This window comes from Aphanizomenon sp. UHCC 0183 (assembly GCF_009712065.1).
GTDB lineage: Bacteria > Cyanobacteriota > Cyanobacteriia > Cyanobacteriales > Nostocaceae > Dolichospermum > Dolichospermum heterosporum.
On sequence record NZ_VILC01000002.1, the window covers coordinates 38,623 to 55,269 of the forward strand.

The following is a 16,647-nucleotide window of genomic DNA, read 5'->3' on the forward strand; positions in this document are numbered from 1 at the left end:
CTTCATAATTTATGTTTAAAATTTACGATTACTTGATATTTATTTTGTAGCTTTATTTTAAAATAAGAGAGAGACATTATTTATGTCACTAAAAAGGTATTTTGTACGAAGAGTACATAAGTAAAATTTATTGACATACTATGATTACAACAGCGGTATATTTAAAAATTGGCTCAAAGGAAGCCGTTACAGTAATCAGGGAAGTATTTATTAATTCCAAATATAAAAAAGTATTTGCTCTGATTTTTGAACAAGTACATATAGCGGATTACCAAATTTGGTTACAAATCAATCAGCATCTTTTGTATAGCCATCTACAACAATTAAATAACCTCTATTTAAGAGGCATTTTGAGAACTTTATAGCTTAGGTAAAAATCTCTAAAACCCTCTTTTTTTATTGTTATTTAGCTTCTTGATCATTCATATTTCGTGACTTTTGTGTAAGTCCTAAACTTGTTGTAGGTTTTGCAAATACTTGAAAAACTTTATATTGTATTTCTTCTTAATAATTTATAATTTGCAATCCCAAAATGCAAATAGAGAAGAAATGTCCGTACAAAAATAGCATAGGAGATTAGTTGAATGACTAAAATTATCGAAGAATCCACCAAAAAGAGACTTCATCTTCCTTATTTAGACGGATTGAGGGGATTAGCGTCTTTATATATTGTCCTCGTACATATTGAACCATCAATTGAAGGACAATTGCCTATACTGTGGTCATTATTTGGAGAAATCATGAAATATGGTGCATTTAGTGTTGTCATTTTCATTGTTCTTTCTGGTTATGTTTTGATGCTGCCAGTAGCGCGTTCTGAAAATGGTCAGTTATCAGGAAGTTTCATAAATTATATTAAGAAGCGATCGCGGCGAATTTTACCACCCTACTATATAATACTGTTTATCTGTTTACTATTAACAGCAATTATCTTGGGTTTAGAAAAATTTACGGATTTTCAATGGAATACAGAAGCAGGACTAGGAGCATTTTCTCCCAGATTTTCTTTGATGGATGTCTTGCTTAAACTACTCCTAGTTCATAATCTTGATAGCAACTCATATCTAACTATTAACCCACCCATGTGGACTGTCGCCACAGAATGGCAAATATACTTTTTATTTCCGTTATTATTGTTACCTATATGGCGAAGGTTGGGATTATTTGGGATTGTCATTATTACCTTTTTAATTGGTTTAACTCCTCTATATTTGTTGAATGGATTATTTGAATCAGCCAATCCTTGGTTCTTATGTATATTTTGTTTAGGAATGGCAGCAGCAGATATTGGATTTTCCCAAAAACCCAAGTTAGTAGCTATCAGAAATTCTTTACCTTGGGGTTGGTTGGCTATTATCTTTACCTGTCTTGCTGTCATCACTGAATGGCGACGGCTAGGACTGCATATATGGATTAATCAAACTTTCGCCGGTTTAGCATTTGCTTGCCTATTTATTTCCTTAACCAAGTCAATAATAGAGGACAAAAAACCATCTTTAATCCTACGGATCTTACAACATCCTTTAGCGATCGCACTGGGAACATTTTCCTATAGTCTCTATCTTACTCATGGACCAGTTTTAGTTTTTGTGCGTTACTTCCTGTTTTACCTACCAATCTCACCAGATATGTTTGCAGCAGGATGTTATTTAATAGGTACGGTGATGTCACTCATTATTGCTTACTGGTTTTACTTATTCTTTGAGCGGCCATTTATGTCTAATTTTTTGAAAAAGCGAAAAATCAAAGATGCCGTGATCTCATAAAAGTCTTAGACATAAAGACCCCATGAAAAATCTAGCAGCGGTCAGTAGTAAAACCATTTTTGTGCATCTAAAATATCTAAGAGACTTCCAAATAAAAAAATGTCCCAAAACTGATGCAGAAATTCTCTCTCTGTGTACTCTGTGCCTCTGTGGTTCGTTTCTTAGGATAATTTATTTCTTGGAAGTCTCTAAACCAGAAGATTTTGGCTTTAAGGCTTACTTATTTCATATTAATACTTATAAATAAAACATCCTCCAGCCGAAGAATTAATCATCACTAATTACCAAACTAGTCCACTTTAACGGTAAACTCATATATTGCAGATCCCCGACTTCTTTGAGAAGTCGGGGATCTAAATCCAGGATCTAAATCCAAAATGTTTACCCTCATGACTGGAGAATTAAGACTTTGGGTATAGAATTACGCAGTTTCGTATTTCTAGACAATCTGCAACCTCAACACGCCGCATACATGGGAACAGTAGCCCAGGGTTTCTTACCATTACCGGGGGATACATCCCTATGGATTGAAATTTCCCCTGGTATCGAAATCAACAAGATTACCGACGTAGCCCTGAAATCCGCTTCCGTTCGTCCTGGAGTGCAAGTAGTAGAACGTCTATATGGACTATTAGAAGTGCATTCTGGCTCTCAAGGGGAAACACGAGCCGCTGGAGATGCGATTTTGGCATTTTTAGGCGTAAAAAAAGAGGAATGTATTAAACCTCGCGTAGTTTCTAGCCAAATTATCCGCAATATTGACGCTTACCAAACCCAACTTATTAACCGTACCCGACGAGGACAACTGCTACTAGCAGGACAAACCCTCTATGTATTGGAAGTTGAACCAGCCGCTTATGCAGCACTAGCAGCTAATGAAGCAGAAAAAGCAGCGCAAATTAACATCCTCGAAGTTCAAGCTGTCGGTAGTTTTGGCAGACTTTATTTAGGTGGCTCAGAACAGGATATTTTAGCAGGAGCAGCGGGCGCTTTAGCCGCAATTGAAAACTCACCTGGAAGGGAAAATTCCCAAGGTAAGCGTAACGAATAAGGAACAAGATTGACGCAACTAACATATTAGTAGGGTGCGTCAAATGTTAAAAGTCTGTTTATTCTTACCCCATAATCGAGTCTGACGCACCTTAGAGGATGTTTTAAAAGTGGTATCCCGTAATTTTCATCACATTGTTACCCCCTTTCCCCTTGTAAAGGGAAACAAGAAAAATCTGCTTCCCTCCCCTTCACAAGGGGAGGGTTAGGGAGGGGTAAAAGATTTGATACAGCAATCATGACTTTTCAAACACCCTCTTACAAGAAATATTAAGTGTGAAACTTGCGTAAGTCCTAAAGGAGCAAAAAATGGCAAATCAACAACATCTCAATGTATTACGTTCAGGAGCAGTTACTTGGATAGAATGGAGAAACAAAAATCCCCAAATTGAAATTGATATTAGCGGTGCAAATCTACTGGGAGAAAACCTCCGAGGAGCAAATCTCCAAGGAGTAAATTTGAATAAAGTAAATTTAGCTCATGCTTTATTAGTGCGAACTAATTTTAGTCATGCTAATCTCAGTAATGCTATTTTTTATCAAGCCAAGTTAATAGAAGCTAACTTGAGTCAAGCTAATTTGAGTATTGCTAATTTGAGTGGGGCAATTTTAAGCCAGGCTAATTTAAGTTTTGGCAACTTTATTGGTGCTGATTTCAGTGGTGCAAATCTGGAAAATACTATGATTACAGATGCTAATTTAATTGGTACAGATTTCCAAAATGCTAATCTAAAAAATGCTGATTTAGCCGCAGCCCAACTTATTCGCAGTAATTTAAGTTTTGCAAATTTGATGGCAGTTAATTTAATTACTGCTAACTTGAGTGAAGCAAATTTATATGAAGCAGAATTAATGACTGCTCAACTTTATCAAGCCAACCTACATAAAGCTAATTTAACAAAAGCTCATTTAGGAAACGCATTTTTATCTAAAGCAAATTTGAGTGAAGCAAATTTAACAGAAGCTGATTTAAGTTGGGCAAATTTAAAAGGTGCAAACTTAGCAGGAGCAAATTTAAAAGGTGCAAATCTTAGAGGTGCAAATTTTCAGGGAGCAAATTTGAAAGGGACGATTTTAGAGAATAAGTTAGAATTATTAACACCAAAGAAATGCAATTAACGGTAACGAGGTAATATGTTAAAATAAAATCAACTGTAACACACCAGATTGATAATATGAATGCTCATAAAATCGAAACGTCCTTAACTGAAGATGGAACTTTGGTATTAAAAGGTTTACCTTTCCATGCTGGTGATGTTGTGGAAGTGATTATTTTACAACCTCAAACTGCACAACATCAAATTAAATCTCTAGAAACACAAAATACCAATCTTTATCCTTTACGTGGCAAAGTGATCCGTTATGATGATCCTACCGAACCTGTAGCTTTAGACGAAGATTAGTAATTTTATCAAGAAAAATAAATCCATGCACATTCAAAAAGTCATTATCAAAAACTTCCGCTGCTTCGAGCATTTGGAAGTTAATTTAGATCCCGATATCAATATTTTTGTTGGCAATAATGGATCAGGTAAAAGTGCGTTATTAGATGGTATTGCTGCGGCAATGTATCCGTATGTAGTTCAAATTCAACAAATTGTAGGCAAAAAATATCGAGAAGCTTCACCTGTTTTTCAAAGAGATTTGCCAGTCCAAAAAAAGGATAATGAACGAAGAAATCAGGCAGAGTTCACTGTATCAACTACAGGTTTTCCAGATTGGACAATTGTTTATAAAAAACCACCTGCTGACAATGACAACGAAAGGATAAATGTAAGTGTCTCATCTTCGTCTATTTCACAAGAAGGAACAAAGCAGCTTTATTCTGCAATGCGCTCTAGAATAGATGAATTGTCTGTCCTAGCTTATTATCAAGGCAATCGCCATTTAAACGATATTGCCTATGTTAAAAATATTTCACACCAATCTCTTAATAGGTTTAATTCACTAAATCATGCCCTTGACGCAACAAGTAGTTTCACTGATATGGCTAATTGGTTTTTTGTGCGTGAGTTTCAAGAATTGAGAGAGGCAAAAGAGAAGGGAAATATTAATCTTGAACTTCCTGATTTAAAGCGAGTACGAAATGCTATTTCTAGTATTATTGCACCAAATACTCATGTTTATTTCTCACAGATTGTATCTGCAAAACTGATGGTTGAGTGGACAATGGAAACAGGAGAGAAAAGAGAACTTTTATTAAGTCAATTAAGTGCAGGTTATCGTAATATGTTAGCCTTGGTAATGGACTTTGCGCGACGGTTAGCACAAGCAAATCCAGATATGGAAAACCCGTTAGCAGCAGAAGCAATTTTGATGATTGATGAGTTAGATTTGCATTTACATCCAACTTGGCAACAAAAGATTATTCCTGATTTAAAAAAGGTATTTCCCAACACTCAAATTATCGCCACTACTCACAGTCCCGAAGTTGTGACAACAGTTAAACAAAATCAGGTGAAGATATTAGAAGATTATCAAATCAAGGAATGTCCATCACCTACCAAGGGGATGAAAAGTTCAGATATTGTCAGATATGTTTTAGGATTGAGTGATTTAAGACCAGACACAGAAGAATCAAGAACACTGACACGACTTTTTGAAGCAATTGATAATGGTCAATTAGAAGAAGCAAAACGCCTTAAAAAAGAATTACAACACTGGGAATCTTTTGATCCAGATATGACTAGAGCAGATATGCAAATCCGCAAACTGGAACGGAGGAATGCGGTGTGAAAAAAGTGCTGAAATCCCCAGAACCAGAGGAACTTAAAAACTATAAAGAGCGATTTTCTTCTCAATTTAAACGATGGAATGATTTAAAAAAGAATAAAGAAACTTTAAATGCAATTCGTAAAACTTTAGCATCTGATCAAAAAGGACTTTGTGCTTATTGTGAAATGTCTATTCATGAAAACAATCGCTCTGTTGAGCATTTTATCCCCTGTAGAGAATCAACAAAAGAAAATAATCATGATCTAGATTGGCAAAATATGTTAGGTATCTGTCGTCCTCCAGGTGGAGTAGAAGATGATCATGAGCAAAATTCAAAATTACTGAAATATTCCCGTTGCTGTGGTCACAAAAAAGATGGTTTTATACCTGATAGTAGATTATTAAATCCTCTCAATTTACCAACATTACGTCTATTTAAATTCAGTAGTAAAGATGGTGAAATTAGACCTGATGAAAAAGCTTGTGAAGATTCTGGTATTCCTATAGAAAATGTTCAATTTACTATTGATACCCTGGAACTTAATGTTCAAAGATTAAAGAATCTACGATTAGCTGTAATTGACGAAATAGAAAAAGAACTTGATGATGAGACAATTGATATAAATGATTTAGAAGAGAAAATTGCAGCCGAATATTTTGGTAATGGTACAGACAATTGGCCTCCGTTTTTCACAACTCTTCGCTGGGTTTTAGGTGCAGGTGCAGAACGACATCTTATTAATATTTCTTATTCAGAAAAATAAGATCCCCGACTTCTTAGAGAAGTCGGGGATCTGACTCCTGCGACGAGATGTCAAAAATATGTTAATTGAGCAACGTTTGATTAAACAAAATAAAATCTGCCCTTTCATCTATCTAAAGAAATAGATTTTAATTTGTAATTAATCTAAAATTAACCTATTGATAAAAAGGTGCTTTTTTTTGAACAAAGTTACAATTTTGGAAAAAAGTCTGATAGATTATAGCCATAGTGTGGCGTATCCCTGCGAACTGCTTGCAGCAGCGCTTCGCTATCGCCGGAGGCATCAGCCATAACCCAACATTATCAGGGATTTTGTTGGGTTTCGCTGTCGCTCAACCCAACCTACATTTCCTTGACCGACAAGTATTGCGTCTCATCTGCGAGAATCTTATCAACTCGATTCCCTCTTATTAGTTTAGTTGGTGCATATTATGGATATCTTATTTGTTCACGGTGAAGAAAGTCAAAACATCATCGGATGTTATGGAAATACAGAAGGAATTGCGGCTGTGGTTGTCACAGTATTTCCAGACAATAGTAAATATGAAATTATTGATTCCGTTTTCCGTCGTCGTCTAGGACTGAAGCCAACTGCTGATGATTTAATAGGACTGGCTAACACCCATAAAGTTAAATATATTATCGGCAATAAACTCATGGAAAACGTTTACAGTGGGGGAACATTAGAAAAAAATTATGAGTTTCCTATTGAAATTCAATGGGAAACCAATGAAATTAATGTTGAGAAATTACTATTTCTCACCGAATGTTATCTCAATGAAGGTAGGTTAAATTTAGCTGCTGATGTCGAAAACGTCATCGAAAAAGAATTACGGTCTTTCGACTTGCAAAAATGCCGGGATCATGGTCAAGCCAGCCACAGGATATTTGCATTCTTTCATGCGATCGCAGCCGCGCGTTCATTCATCCCCTCCTGGTCAAAAGCTTAAAAAAACCTAAAGGTTGACTGCACAAAATAATCAAACTTTAAAAAGCTTATATTTTCTTTCTCCACACTTGTTCCGAGTCTCGCTATATTAGCAAGTAATAGGAAAAGTTGAAAAGGAGTTGAGAAAAGATGGAAACTAAGCCCATGAACCCATCTCTAGCACTCGCGGACATCCCCCCCGGTTATCTGAATATTATGGGTTATGTTGACCAATCAGAAGTTAATGGACCCGGTTGTCGGGCTGTTGTCTGGGTACAAGGTTGTAACCGTGAGTGTTCTGGTTGCTTTAATCCCGACTCTTGGGCATTTGAGATTAATGATTTAGTTGCTATTGATGCCCTTGCTGAAAGTATTCTCAAAAATCCCCAGAATACGGGTGTAACTTTTTCCGGTGGTGAACCATTTTGGCAAGCACCTGCATTAACAATTTTAGCCAGAAAGTTAAAAGCAGCGGGTTTAAATATCATGTCTTTTACTGGTTTCACTCTTCAACAATTACAATCTGATTCCGCCCCTCCTGGTGCAAAAGAATTATTGGCAGAATTAGATATTTTGATTGATGGTCCTTTTGTGAAATCTCTAGCAATTAATTCTCCTGATTCTCCCGTTTCTTCTAGTAATCAAAAAGTCAATATCTTTAATCCAGAATTTGCAGATAAAATTACTTGGGCTAGTGATCAAATTGAAGTCCACATTCTCAAAGATGGTAATCGTATTGTTACAGGTTATCAAGGTTTATTGGAATTAAGCTAATTTTAGGGAGGCTGAAAAATCAAAGTATTTTCGGTTTTCAGTCTCTCAAATTTGGAACTGCTAAAATTCTTCATACGACCAGCCGTAACGGTTATAAATCAAGCGCAATATAAGGGTTTCACAATGGTTTATACAGGCTTTGACTTATACCAACTTTGATACCATTGCTGCATTTGGTTAATTTCTGCCGTTTGAGTTTTAATGATAGACTTAGCCAAATTACGGATTTCTGGTTTGGCAGTTTTTTTAACAATCATCTGTGACATTTTGACAGCCATGCGATGATGAGGAATCATTTGACGAATAAATTCTTTATCAAAATCTGGTGCATTTTTTAATGTTTCTAAATCCATATTCATGCAGTGCATTTTACCATTCATCGGCATTTCCATCCTGTCTGGTGGATTCATCTGTTGACACATATTCCCATGACCTGCCATCATTCCTTGATCAGTCATAGTCATTATAGGTACTTCTTTACCGTACCATGTCTTATACCAGGTTCTCATCTGTTCAATTTCGCGGGTTTGGTCTTTTTTAATAGCAACTGCTAGGGTCTTAATTTCTGGATGTTGTGCGCGAGTTGATGCGATATCAGCCATTTCTACTGCTTGCTGATGGTGCGGAATCATCATTTCGATGAAATGCTGATCTGTTTGCATCATCATCCCTTTTTTGGGGGGATTAGCTTGTTTAGATGAATGATGAGAATTGTGTTCAGAATTGGGACTCTGTGCTTGTGTGTTACTGATAATTAATAATCCACTCATAGCACTACTGCTTACTAACCCAATCAAACCATAAATCAAATTTTTGCTTTTCATAACTTGTTTTTCCTTGAAAATATGAAGATCTAATAGTAAAAGTTATCAGACCTAACTGTTGCAAATATTTGGAATCAGTTATGTGTTTAACTATAATTATAGCTTTTCATGGGAATATGAAATCAAGATGAAATGTTTTGTGATATTAACATTTCTTAACAAAGCAAAGGTCTATCAAATTTTAACGTTTAAAAATTATCATTTTATTACCCACCACTGGACTACGGGCAATTATTTTCTCTTGAAAATCAACAACTTCTAAATGGATAAAATTCAGTTCTTGGGAACGTTGTAATATATCCGCTGCTAGTTTGTCCTGTTGAGATTTTTCCAGGTTATACCAAATATCACTAATTTTCACAGTTAAATCACTAGTACGGAAGTTAGCTTGAAGAGGTTTTATGAGTTGAGAAATAATATTTTTATCCTGCGTATTTTTAACAGCAATGGTAATATCTGAAAACTGATTTTCAATTGCTGCTAGTAAAGCTTGTTCAGGTGTTAATTCAACAACTGGAGTCGGGGTAGTTTCAGTTTCTATAACCGGAGTTGGTATGACTTCCGGTTCAACAACTGGGGTGGGGGTTGGTATGACTTCAGGTTCTATAACTGGGGTGGGAGTTGGTATGACTTCAGGTTCTATAACTGATTTTAGTGGGATAACCTCTTCTACCGGGGGAACAGTTGCGACTTCCACAGATTTAGGAATAAACATAAATGTAGTTATTCCTATTGTCACCACAAAAATTACTGCAAAAATCCCTGTCAGCACCGTATCTGATACATTGTTAGATATATTTGATGGTAAAAATAAGCGGAATGTCCTTAAAAATCCATCCCAACGCGATAAAAAATTAGTTTTTTTCTGAGTATCAGCGGGTGTTTCTGTCTCCAGTTTAACTACTGTAGTTTCTAAAACACCAATCGTTCCCCGCAAAACTTGGATAATTGCCGTTTTCCAAATTGGTTGATTTTTTTGATAGAGTGTAGGTGCGGGTTCACTTCTTGGTTTTCTACGTTTTTCTCCTGACATGGAACTTTTACCCAAATTAGTAAATCAAAAACAGAGAAAACATATTTTGACTATAATCAATTACTGTGCCATTTAATGAATTATGAATATTAACCGCCGTCAATTTTTGTTTTTAAGTGGAATTAGCACCATAGCATCTGGATTTTTGAGTGGGAAATTGTCAAGTTCAAATTCTCTCATAGAATCAGCAACAGCAGCTAAACCAGTCAAAAAAGATTTATTATTGCGCTTTGTCTCCGTTGCTGATACAGGAACTGGGACTAAAGGACAATATGCTGTAGCAAATGCTATGAATTTTTATCATCAGCAAAATCCTTATAATTTGGTAGTTTTAGCTGGTGATAACATCTACAATAATGGGGAAATTGAGAAAATAAATGAAGTTTTTGAACGTCCCTATCAACCTTTACTAAAAAATGGTGTCAAGTTTCATGCTTGTTTAGGCAATCATGATATTCGCACTGATAATGGTGTTCCCCAAGTTAAATATCCTGGTTTTAATATGCAGGGACGTTATTACACATTTAGTCAAAATAAAGTTCAGTTTTTTGCGTTAGATACTAATGGTAATGCTGATTGGAAAAATCAATTAATTTGGTTAGATAAAGAATTAAGTCTGAGTAAAGCACCTTGGAAAGTTGTCTTTGGTCATCATCCGATTTATTCGTCTGGTCATTATGGAAATAATACAAGTTTTATTAAAACCTTTACTCCTCTATTTAAAAAATACAATGTTCAACTTTATATCAATGGTCATGAACATAATTATGAACGAACTCGCGCTATTAATGGAACTACCTATTTAATCTGTGGTGCTGGTGCTGGTAATCGTCCAGTTGGTCGTTCTCAATGGACAGAATATTCAACCAGTGATTTGAGTTTTGCTGCTTATGATGTGTATGCAGATAGAATGGAAGTGAGCGCTATTGGTACTAATAATCGCGTTTTTGATCAGGGTATAATTAAATTAAATAGTGTTTAATGAAAGGAGTCAGGAGTCAGGAGTCAGGAGTTAGAAAGAAGAATAGTTAATATCACAGGAATTTATCTATTCCCTGTTCCCTGTTCCCTGTTCCCTATCCCCTGTTCCCTACTATTTAGTAATGGTTGAGGTTGATTCCTGCTTCTTTTGCCATTGCGTCTAAACCTTTAAATTCTAAGGTTTTGATGGCTTTGGTGGAGAGTTTCAATTTTACCCAACGGTTACCAGCAGCCCACCAAACCCGCTTGGTTTGCAGATTAACGTGCTGTAGACGCTTGGTGTGACGGTTAGAGTGGGAAACGGAACAAGCGTTATTGGCTTTTTTACCAGTTAGTTCACAACGACGGGACATAATAAATATCTCCTAGAGTTCTATTTTAAGACAACCTTCCCATTATATCTCAACAAGTTCGGGAAAAAGAATAATTATCTAGTATCTGGGGAATTATGGCAAGCATTACCGACCTTTTGAGAAAATCTTAGAGGATGTTTGAAAAGTGGTATTCCGTAATTTTCATCACATTGCTACCCCCCTTAGTCCCCCTTAGTCCCCCCTTGTAAAGGGGGGAAACAATAAAAATCCAGTTCCCTCCCCTTTACAAGGGGAGGGTTAGGGTGGGGTAAAAAATATTTGATACATCAACCATAACTTTTCAAACACCCTCTTAATCTTGACTTTTGATTACTTGTGTTATTCTTGTGTATATACAAAATGTATTTATAAAGTAAATGGAATTTGAATGGGACGAACATAAAAATCAACACAATCACAAAAAACATGGACTTAGGAATGTGAATTAAATAAGGTGCAAAAGTAGGGTGTGTTAGCGACAGCGTAACGCACCATTCCAGGTTACATCAGAATTGCAGGTTATTAAATTTGCGTTCCTTAGCTTTGAGGAAGCACAAGAAATTTTTCAGGGAATCGTTTTTACGTCAATTGATGAACGATTTGACTATGATGAAGAAATTAGAGAAATTACTATTGGTGCAATACAAGGAATTATTGTTGTTACCGTAGTCCATACCGAAAGAAACGGTAAAATCCGTCTAATTTCAGCCCGAAAAGCCACCCCTAAAGAAAGGAGACAATACTATGAATATCTCGCCGCAACGTCTTGAAGAAATCCAAAATATCCCAGATTCTGCTATTGATACTTCTGATATTCCCGAATTAGATGATAACTTTTGGCAAACCGCTAAAATGGTGAAACCTATTACTAAAAAAGCTATTTCCATTCGCTTAGATAGTGACGTTTTAGAATGGTTTAAACACCAGGGAAAAGGCTATCAATCAATGATTAATACTGTGCTGCGTTCTTATATTAACCATCAAGAAAATCTCTAAAAAAATAAAGTGTTACAACCGACTTCTCCGAGAAGTCGGTTATCTGGCTGTTTACTTGCTGGCTTGTTCTGTTAGCTTGGTGAGTACGTCATTGGAACGTTCTACAAAGGATTTCATCCCATCTGCATCAAAGCCTTTTTGAGATATCAGTGCCAAATCATAAACGTGCTGACACATCATATTTACTAATTGGCTGGATGGTGATTCACCGTCACCCTGAATAATACTACCTTGACTGAGATTAACCAAGTTTTGAATTAACGGGTGAGCAGTATTTACTAGTAAAATGTGTTCTTCGGGAAATTCGACGGTTTGCTGCTGCATCATAGCACTCATTTCTCGCATCCGGCGGAGAAATTCGGGTAATAATACCATTGCAGGTGGTGTGCCTTGAGGATCATCTGATTTCAAGGACTCGGTACGGATGTTGAGTTTTGGCTTATTGAGGGCTTTCTCAAATAGTTCTTTAATGACTTCTCCTTTGGTTTTGTTGGTGGTGGGGTCAACAATTTCGCTGGTTTTGTCATCGAGGAGGGTGTTATCGAGGTCAGAGTCTACGCGGGTAAATTTAACATCCCGATATTCTTGTTCTAGGAAGTTGATGAAGTGGGTATCAATGAAGGAGTCCATATAGAGGACTTCTAAACCTTGATTTTTGTGCAGTTCGATGTATGTGGATTGAGTAGCGGCATCGGTGCTGTAGAATACTTTATTTTCGTGACGTTCTTTGTTACGTTCTAAGTATTCCTTGAGGGTGGTGTAGGGGATGCTAGTACCATTTGTGGGGGTAACATCTTGCCACGCATCACCGTCAGCAGATTGGACTTCAACGGCTGCGGTGTCGGCTACAGAGGCTTCTAATTTGGCTGTGCTGCGGAAGATGATGATGTCTTCGACTTGTTTTTTGAATTTATCATCGTTGAGAACACCAAATTTCACGAATGTTCCCAAGTCTTTCCAGGCTGTTACGTATTGTTCGCGGTCGTCGCGGTATAATTCTTTGAGTCTGTCGCCGACTTTTTTGGCGATGTAATCTCCTATTCTCTTGATAGTGCGATCGCCTTGCAATGCACTTCGAGAAACGTTCAAAGGTATATCAGTGCTATCAATCACGCCCCGCATAGGCATTAAAAACTGGGGAATAATTTCCTCACAGTTATCACTGACAAACACCTGATTGCAGAATAACTTAATTTGTCCCTTGGTTACATCCACATCAGGACGCATTTTCGGAAAGTACAAAATCCCGTTAATCACAAAGGGATAATCTGTATTCAAATGCACCCACAGCAAGGGTTCTTCTTGGAAAGGATACAAATAGCGGTAAAACTCTAAATAATCTTCATCTTTAAGATTACTGGGAGATTCACGCCATGCAGCTTGTTGTTTATTTAAAACTTCCCCATCCATTTTAATGGGAACTGACATGAAATCGCAGTAAGTCTTGACAAGATTCTTAATTCGTGCTGGTTCGAGAAACTCCTCTTCTTCTCCTTCCAATGTGAGAATAATTGTAGTTCCACGAGTGGTGCGAGGAGATTCATCTAAAACAAATTTAGGTGAACCATCACAAGTCCAACGCACAGCTTGTGCGCCTTCTTGATAGGAAAGAGTATCAATCTCTACTTGCTTCGCTACCATGAAGGAGGAGTAGAAACCTAAACCGAAATGACCGATAATCGGTTGATCTGCTTTACCTTCATACTTGTGGATAAATTCTTCAGCACTAGAGAAAGCAACTTGGTTAATATATTTTTTGACTTCCTCTGCTGTCATCCCAATGCCATTATCAGCAATTGAGAGGGTTTTGTTGTCTTTATCAATGCTAATTGTAATTTCTGGTTCGCCAATTTCCCCATTATATTCACCAGCACGGGACACCATATTTAATTTTTGGATAGCGTCTACCGCGTTGGATACCAGTTCCCGCAAGAAGATTTGATGGTCTGAGTAGAGAGACTTCTTGATAATTGGGAAAATATTATCGGTATGAATACTGATATTGCCTTGTTCTAACATAGTTATCCGTCGGTTTTACTTGCAGATATATTTTATGAAAATCATTTTTCCGTGATTTTATCGCTTTTGGGGTAAGGAATACCTCTTCATTATGATTCGGATTACACTACCATCATGCTAGACTGGGGACTGAAGACTAAAGACAGTGATAAAGCCCAACTGCGTAATATAGTGAATTTTAGCATTAATGTGAGGGTATTAGCAGTATTATCCGATTTGTGGAATAAGAATTATCTATTACACACTCCTATTGATTTTAGATAGATAAAATTGATATAACTGACATAACATAAAAACTGTCAACATATAAGGAGCATAAACAATGACAACTGATCGGATTGAGGCGTTTCAAAAAGCATTTCGTAATCTGCAATTGCAACCTTTGGTGACAACAGAAGAAACCGCAGATTTTCGAGTTCCTTATGGTGATGATTTCATTGCAGAATTAGAACAGAGAGTTTTGGATGGTAATGATTATACCAATCAACTAATTTTTGCAGGACATCGCGGTTGTGGTAAGTCTACATTGTTGGCAGAATTTGCCAGAGAATTTGATGATAATTATCTGACAATTTTCTTTTCTATATCTGATTTAATTGAAGCTACAGCTATCAATCATATTAATATTCTTTTTGCTATTGCTGTCCAAATTATGGATAAAGCGGAGGAGCAAAAAATTGAGATTGATGCTAACAAAAAACAAAGATTTTTTAATTGGTTTCAAGAACGGACAGAAATTGAAGAAAGTAAAATTGGGGCTGAATTAGAAGCAGGTTTTGATTTTTGGAGTTTTCTGAAAAGTAAGTTAAAGGCTGAAGCAAGTATCCGCGAAGTTATAGAAACTAAATTTAAACGTGATTTTCGAGATTTAATAGATACTCTCAATCTGATTGCTACAGAAGTCTCTTTAGCTTGTAAAAAAGAGATTGTGGTAATTATTGATGATTTAGATAAACTAGATTTAGCAGCTATTGAAAGTATATTTCTCAAAAATATTAAAGCACTATTACAACCTAATTTCTTTGTTATTTATACAATTCCTATTGCCACAATTCGTGATGGTGTTTTAAAAAGACATATCGAAGATGAAACGAGTAATCCGATTTTTGTAATGCCTGTTTTAAAAGTTTATCCTAAAGGTGAAAGTCATAAAAACGAAGCTCAACCTGTAACTGCAACAATAGCTAAATTACAGGAGATTTTGCGGAAACGAATTGATAGCAATTTATTAGCAGATGATATTTTGCTGGAGATTGCTTTATCTAGTGGTGGTGTCATTCGGGAATTGGTTCGCATTGCTCAAAAATGTTGTAGTTTAGTATTAGTAGAGTTAAGAAAAAAAGCCAGAAAGCTAGAACCGATTGATGATGTGCAAATTGATGCGACAATTTTGCAGCAAGCACTTGATATTTTGCGAAATGATATGACAATTACTTTGAGCAAAACTGACCGGGAGATTTTACAACAAACATATACGAATTATCGCCCTGATGATCCTAAACAGCAAGAATTTCTTGATTTGCTCCACAATGTTTATGTGATTGAATATAAAAATGCTGAGAGTTGGTATGATCTTCATCCTCTTGTAATTCAACAGTTAAAGTTAGAAGAATTAATTTAATGAACACCTTAACCAATGAATCCATTATCAACGCAAATGAACAGACTTATATGAGTTTGTTAGTTTCAATTGAAGCTGGCATTGGGATGTTACAGATTTTCATTGCTGTGTGTGATGCAGATCGTCAGCGTGAAAATATTATAGCTAATTATGAAAAGGAATTAGCATATACTGACAATATTTATCGAGTTTATCTTGATAGTCAAGAACCTAGTTTAAAGCAAGCCATTACACAACAAGTTACATTAAAAGAAAATGCCATAGCCACAGTATTAGGTGCAGAAAAATTAGGATCATTCAATCAAGATGAATTGTTGAAAAAGTTTTTTGGTTATTTGCAATGGACGCGAGAAGCATTGCGAGAACTAAAAATGCCGATTATTTTATGGATACCATCACGCATTTATGCTCAAATTGCCAAGCAAGCACCTGATTTCTGGAGTTGGCGTAATGGTGTATTTCATTTTCAGCCTGAACCGTCTTTAGTTACAAATGAGTTATTAATCAATCGCAATTCTGAGGTAATTCTAGATAATCAAGCAAGTTCGATTTTTTCACCAGAACAATTAGAAACATCTTTAGCAGAAGCGATTAACCAATGGGGAGAAAATAGTAGCAAACTAGAAACTCTCTATAGCCAGTTAGCTAACTTATATTCTGAACGAGTGCAATCAGGAAAATCGGCAGATAGAGAACAAGAATTAACACTAGCAGAACAATATTTTAATAGAGCAATAGTTTTACAAACTCAATTTCAACAACAAGATGCTCTTGCAAATAGTCTGAATAATTTGGCAGCATTGTATGAATCTCAAGGACGTTAT

At 36.2% G+C, this 16,647-nt stretch carries 17 protein-coding genes and 1 pseudogene; 14 read left to right on the forward strand and 4 right to left on the reverse strand.

The features are described from left to right. Positions 1-140: 140 nt before the first annotated feature. The 9 genes from FJR37_RS00725 to FJR37_RS00765 all read left to right on the forward strand — a co-directional run bounded on the left by FJR37_RS00725 (position 141) and on the right by FJR37_RS00765 (position 7,996). Positions 141-365 carry a hypothetical protein gene (locus FJR37_RS00725; protein ID WP_168465022.1) on the forward strand — a complete coding sequence of 75 codons (225 nt, stop codon included), beginning with the start codon at positions 141-143 and terminating at the stop codon, positions 363-365. A 219-nt stretch (positions 366-584) separates the two neighbouring features. Beyond that, positions 585-1,766, forward strand: a complete 1,182-nt coding sequence (locus tag FJR37_RS00730) for an acyltransferase (RefSeq protein WP_168465023.1) — start codon at positions 585-587, stop codon at positions 1,764-1,766. A 409-nt stretch (positions 1,767-2,175) separates the two neighbouring features. Next, positions 2,176-2,817 carry a hypothetical protein gene (locus tag FJR37_RS00735; protein WP_039202830.1) on the forward strand — a complete coding sequence of 214 codons (642 nt, stop codon included), beginning with the start codon at positions 2,176-2,178 and terminating at the stop codon, positions 2,815-2,817. 308 nt (positions 2,818-3,125) lie between these two features. Further along, positions 3,126-3,935 (forward strand): pentapeptide repeat-containing protein, encoded by an 810-nt coding sequence (locus FJR37_RS00740; protein WP_168465024.1) that lies wholly within the window; start codon positions 3,126-3,128, stop codon positions 3,933-3,935. Positions 3,936-3,991: 56 nt separating this feature from the next. Beyond that, positions 3,992-4,219 carry a hypothetical protein gene (locus FJR37_RS00745; RefSeq protein ID WP_096668903.1) on the forward strand — a complete coding sequence of 76 codons (228 nt, stop codon included), beginning with the start codon at positions 3,992-3,994 and terminating at the stop codon, positions 4,217-4,219. A 25-nt stretch (positions 4,220-4,244) separates the two neighbouring features. Then, complete coding sequence (locus tag FJR37_RS00750; protein ID WP_168465025.1) at positions 4,245-5,552, forward strand: AAA family ATPase; 1,308 nt, start codon at positions 4,245-4,247, stop codon at positions 5,550-5,552. Then, entirely contained in the window at positions 5,549-6,295 is a 747-nt protein-coding gene (locus FJR37_RS00755; protein WP_039202836.1) for a retron system putative HNH endonuclease, read from the forward strand. Before FJR37_RS00750 ends, FJR37_RS00755 begins: the two co-directional genes overlap by 4 nt. A gap of 430 nt (positions 6,296-6,725) precedes the next feature. Beyond that, positions 6,726-7,244, forward strand: a complete 519-nt coding sequence (locus tag FJR37_RS00760; protein ID WP_039202837.1) for a hypothetical protein — start codon at positions 6,726-6,728, stop codon at positions 7,242-7,244. Positions 7,245-7,372: 128 nt separating this feature from the next. Further along, complete coding sequence (locus FJR37_RS00765) at positions 7,373-7,996, forward strand: 4Fe-4S single cluster domain-containing protein (protein WP_168465026.1); 624 nt, start codon at positions 7,373-7,375, stop codon at positions 7,994-7,996. A 128-nt stretch (positions 7,997-8,124) separates the two neighbouring features. Here the strand turns inward: FJR37_RS00765 and FJR37_RS00770 are convergent, their stop codons facing one another. Next, positions 8,125-8,820 carry a DUF305 domain-containing protein gene (locus FJR37_RS00770; RefSeq protein WP_168465027.1) on the reverse strand — a complete coding sequence of 232 codons (696 nt, stop codon included), beginning with the start codon at positions 8,818-8,820 and terminating at the stop codon, positions 8,125-8,127. Positions 8,821-9,001: 181 nt separating this feature from the next. Then, a complete protein-coding gene (locus tag FJR37_RS00775) occupies positions 9,002-9,853 on the reverse strand; it encodes a hypothetical protein (protein WP_168465028.1) in 852 nt (283 codons plus the stop codon). Between the two features lie 82 nt (positions 9,854-9,935). Here FJR37_RS00775 and FJR37_RS00780 point away from each other — a divergent pair, with 82 nt between their 5' ends. Continuing rightward, a complete protein-coding gene (locus FJR37_RS00780) occupies positions 9,936-10,835 on the forward strand; it encodes a metallophosphoesterase (RefSeq protein WP_168465029.1) in 900 nt (299 codons plus the stop codon). A 115-nt stretch (positions 10,836-10,950) separates the two neighbouring features. Here FJR37_RS00780 and rpmB read toward each other — a convergent pair whose 3' ends face one another. Next, positions 10,951-11,187, reverse strand: coding sequence for a 50S ribosomal protein L28 (gene rpmB, locus FJR37_RS00785; protein WP_027402820.1), 237 nt, complete (start codon positions 11,185-11,187; stop codon positions 10,951-10,953). A gap of 512 nt (positions 11,188-11,699) precedes the next feature. Between rpmB and FJR37_RS00790 the strand changes: the two genes are divergently transcribed. Together FJR37_RS00790 and FJR37_RS00795 are read left to right on the forward strand one after the other, a co-directional pair. Beyond that, on the forward strand, positions 11,700-11,957 hold the full coding sequence (locus FJR37_RS00790; protein ID WP_168465030.1) for a BrnT family toxin: 258 nt from the start codon (positions 11,700-11,702) through the stop codon (positions 11,955-11,957). Further along, complete coding sequence (locus FJR37_RS00795) at positions 11,932-12,183, forward strand: BrnA antitoxin family protein (RefSeq protein WP_053541079.1); 252 nt, start codon at positions 11,932-11,934, stop codon at positions 12,181-12,183. The genes FJR37_RS00790 and FJR37_RS00795 overlap by 26 nt, the downstream gene beginning before the upstream one ends. Positions 12,184-12,234: 51 nt before the next feature. Here FJR37_RS00795 and htpG read toward each other — a convergent pair whose 3' ends face one another. Then, positions 12,235-14,202: a molecular chaperone HtpG gene (gene htpG, locus FJR37_RS00800; RefSeq protein ID WP_168465031.1), complete on the reverse strand. Its 1,968-nt coding sequence runs from the start codon at positions 14,200-14,202 to the stop codon at positions 12,235-12,237. Between the two features lie 322 nt (positions 14,203-14,524). Between htpG and FJR37_RS00805 the strand changes: the two genes are divergently transcribed. Both FJR37_RS00805 and FJR37_RS00810 read left to right on the forward strand, forming a co-directional pair. Beyond that, positions 14,525-15,823, forward strand: coding sequence for a P-loop NTPase fold protein (locus tag FJR37_RS00805; protein WP_168465032.1), 1,299 nt, complete (start codon positions 14,525-14,527; stop codon positions 15,821-15,823). Then, a pseudogene (locus FJR37_RS00810) lies at positions 15,823-16,647 on the forward strand (tetratricopeptide repeat protein); the annotation flags it as partial. The gene FJR37_RS00805 and the pseudogene FJR37_RS00810, both read left to right, overlap by 1 nt.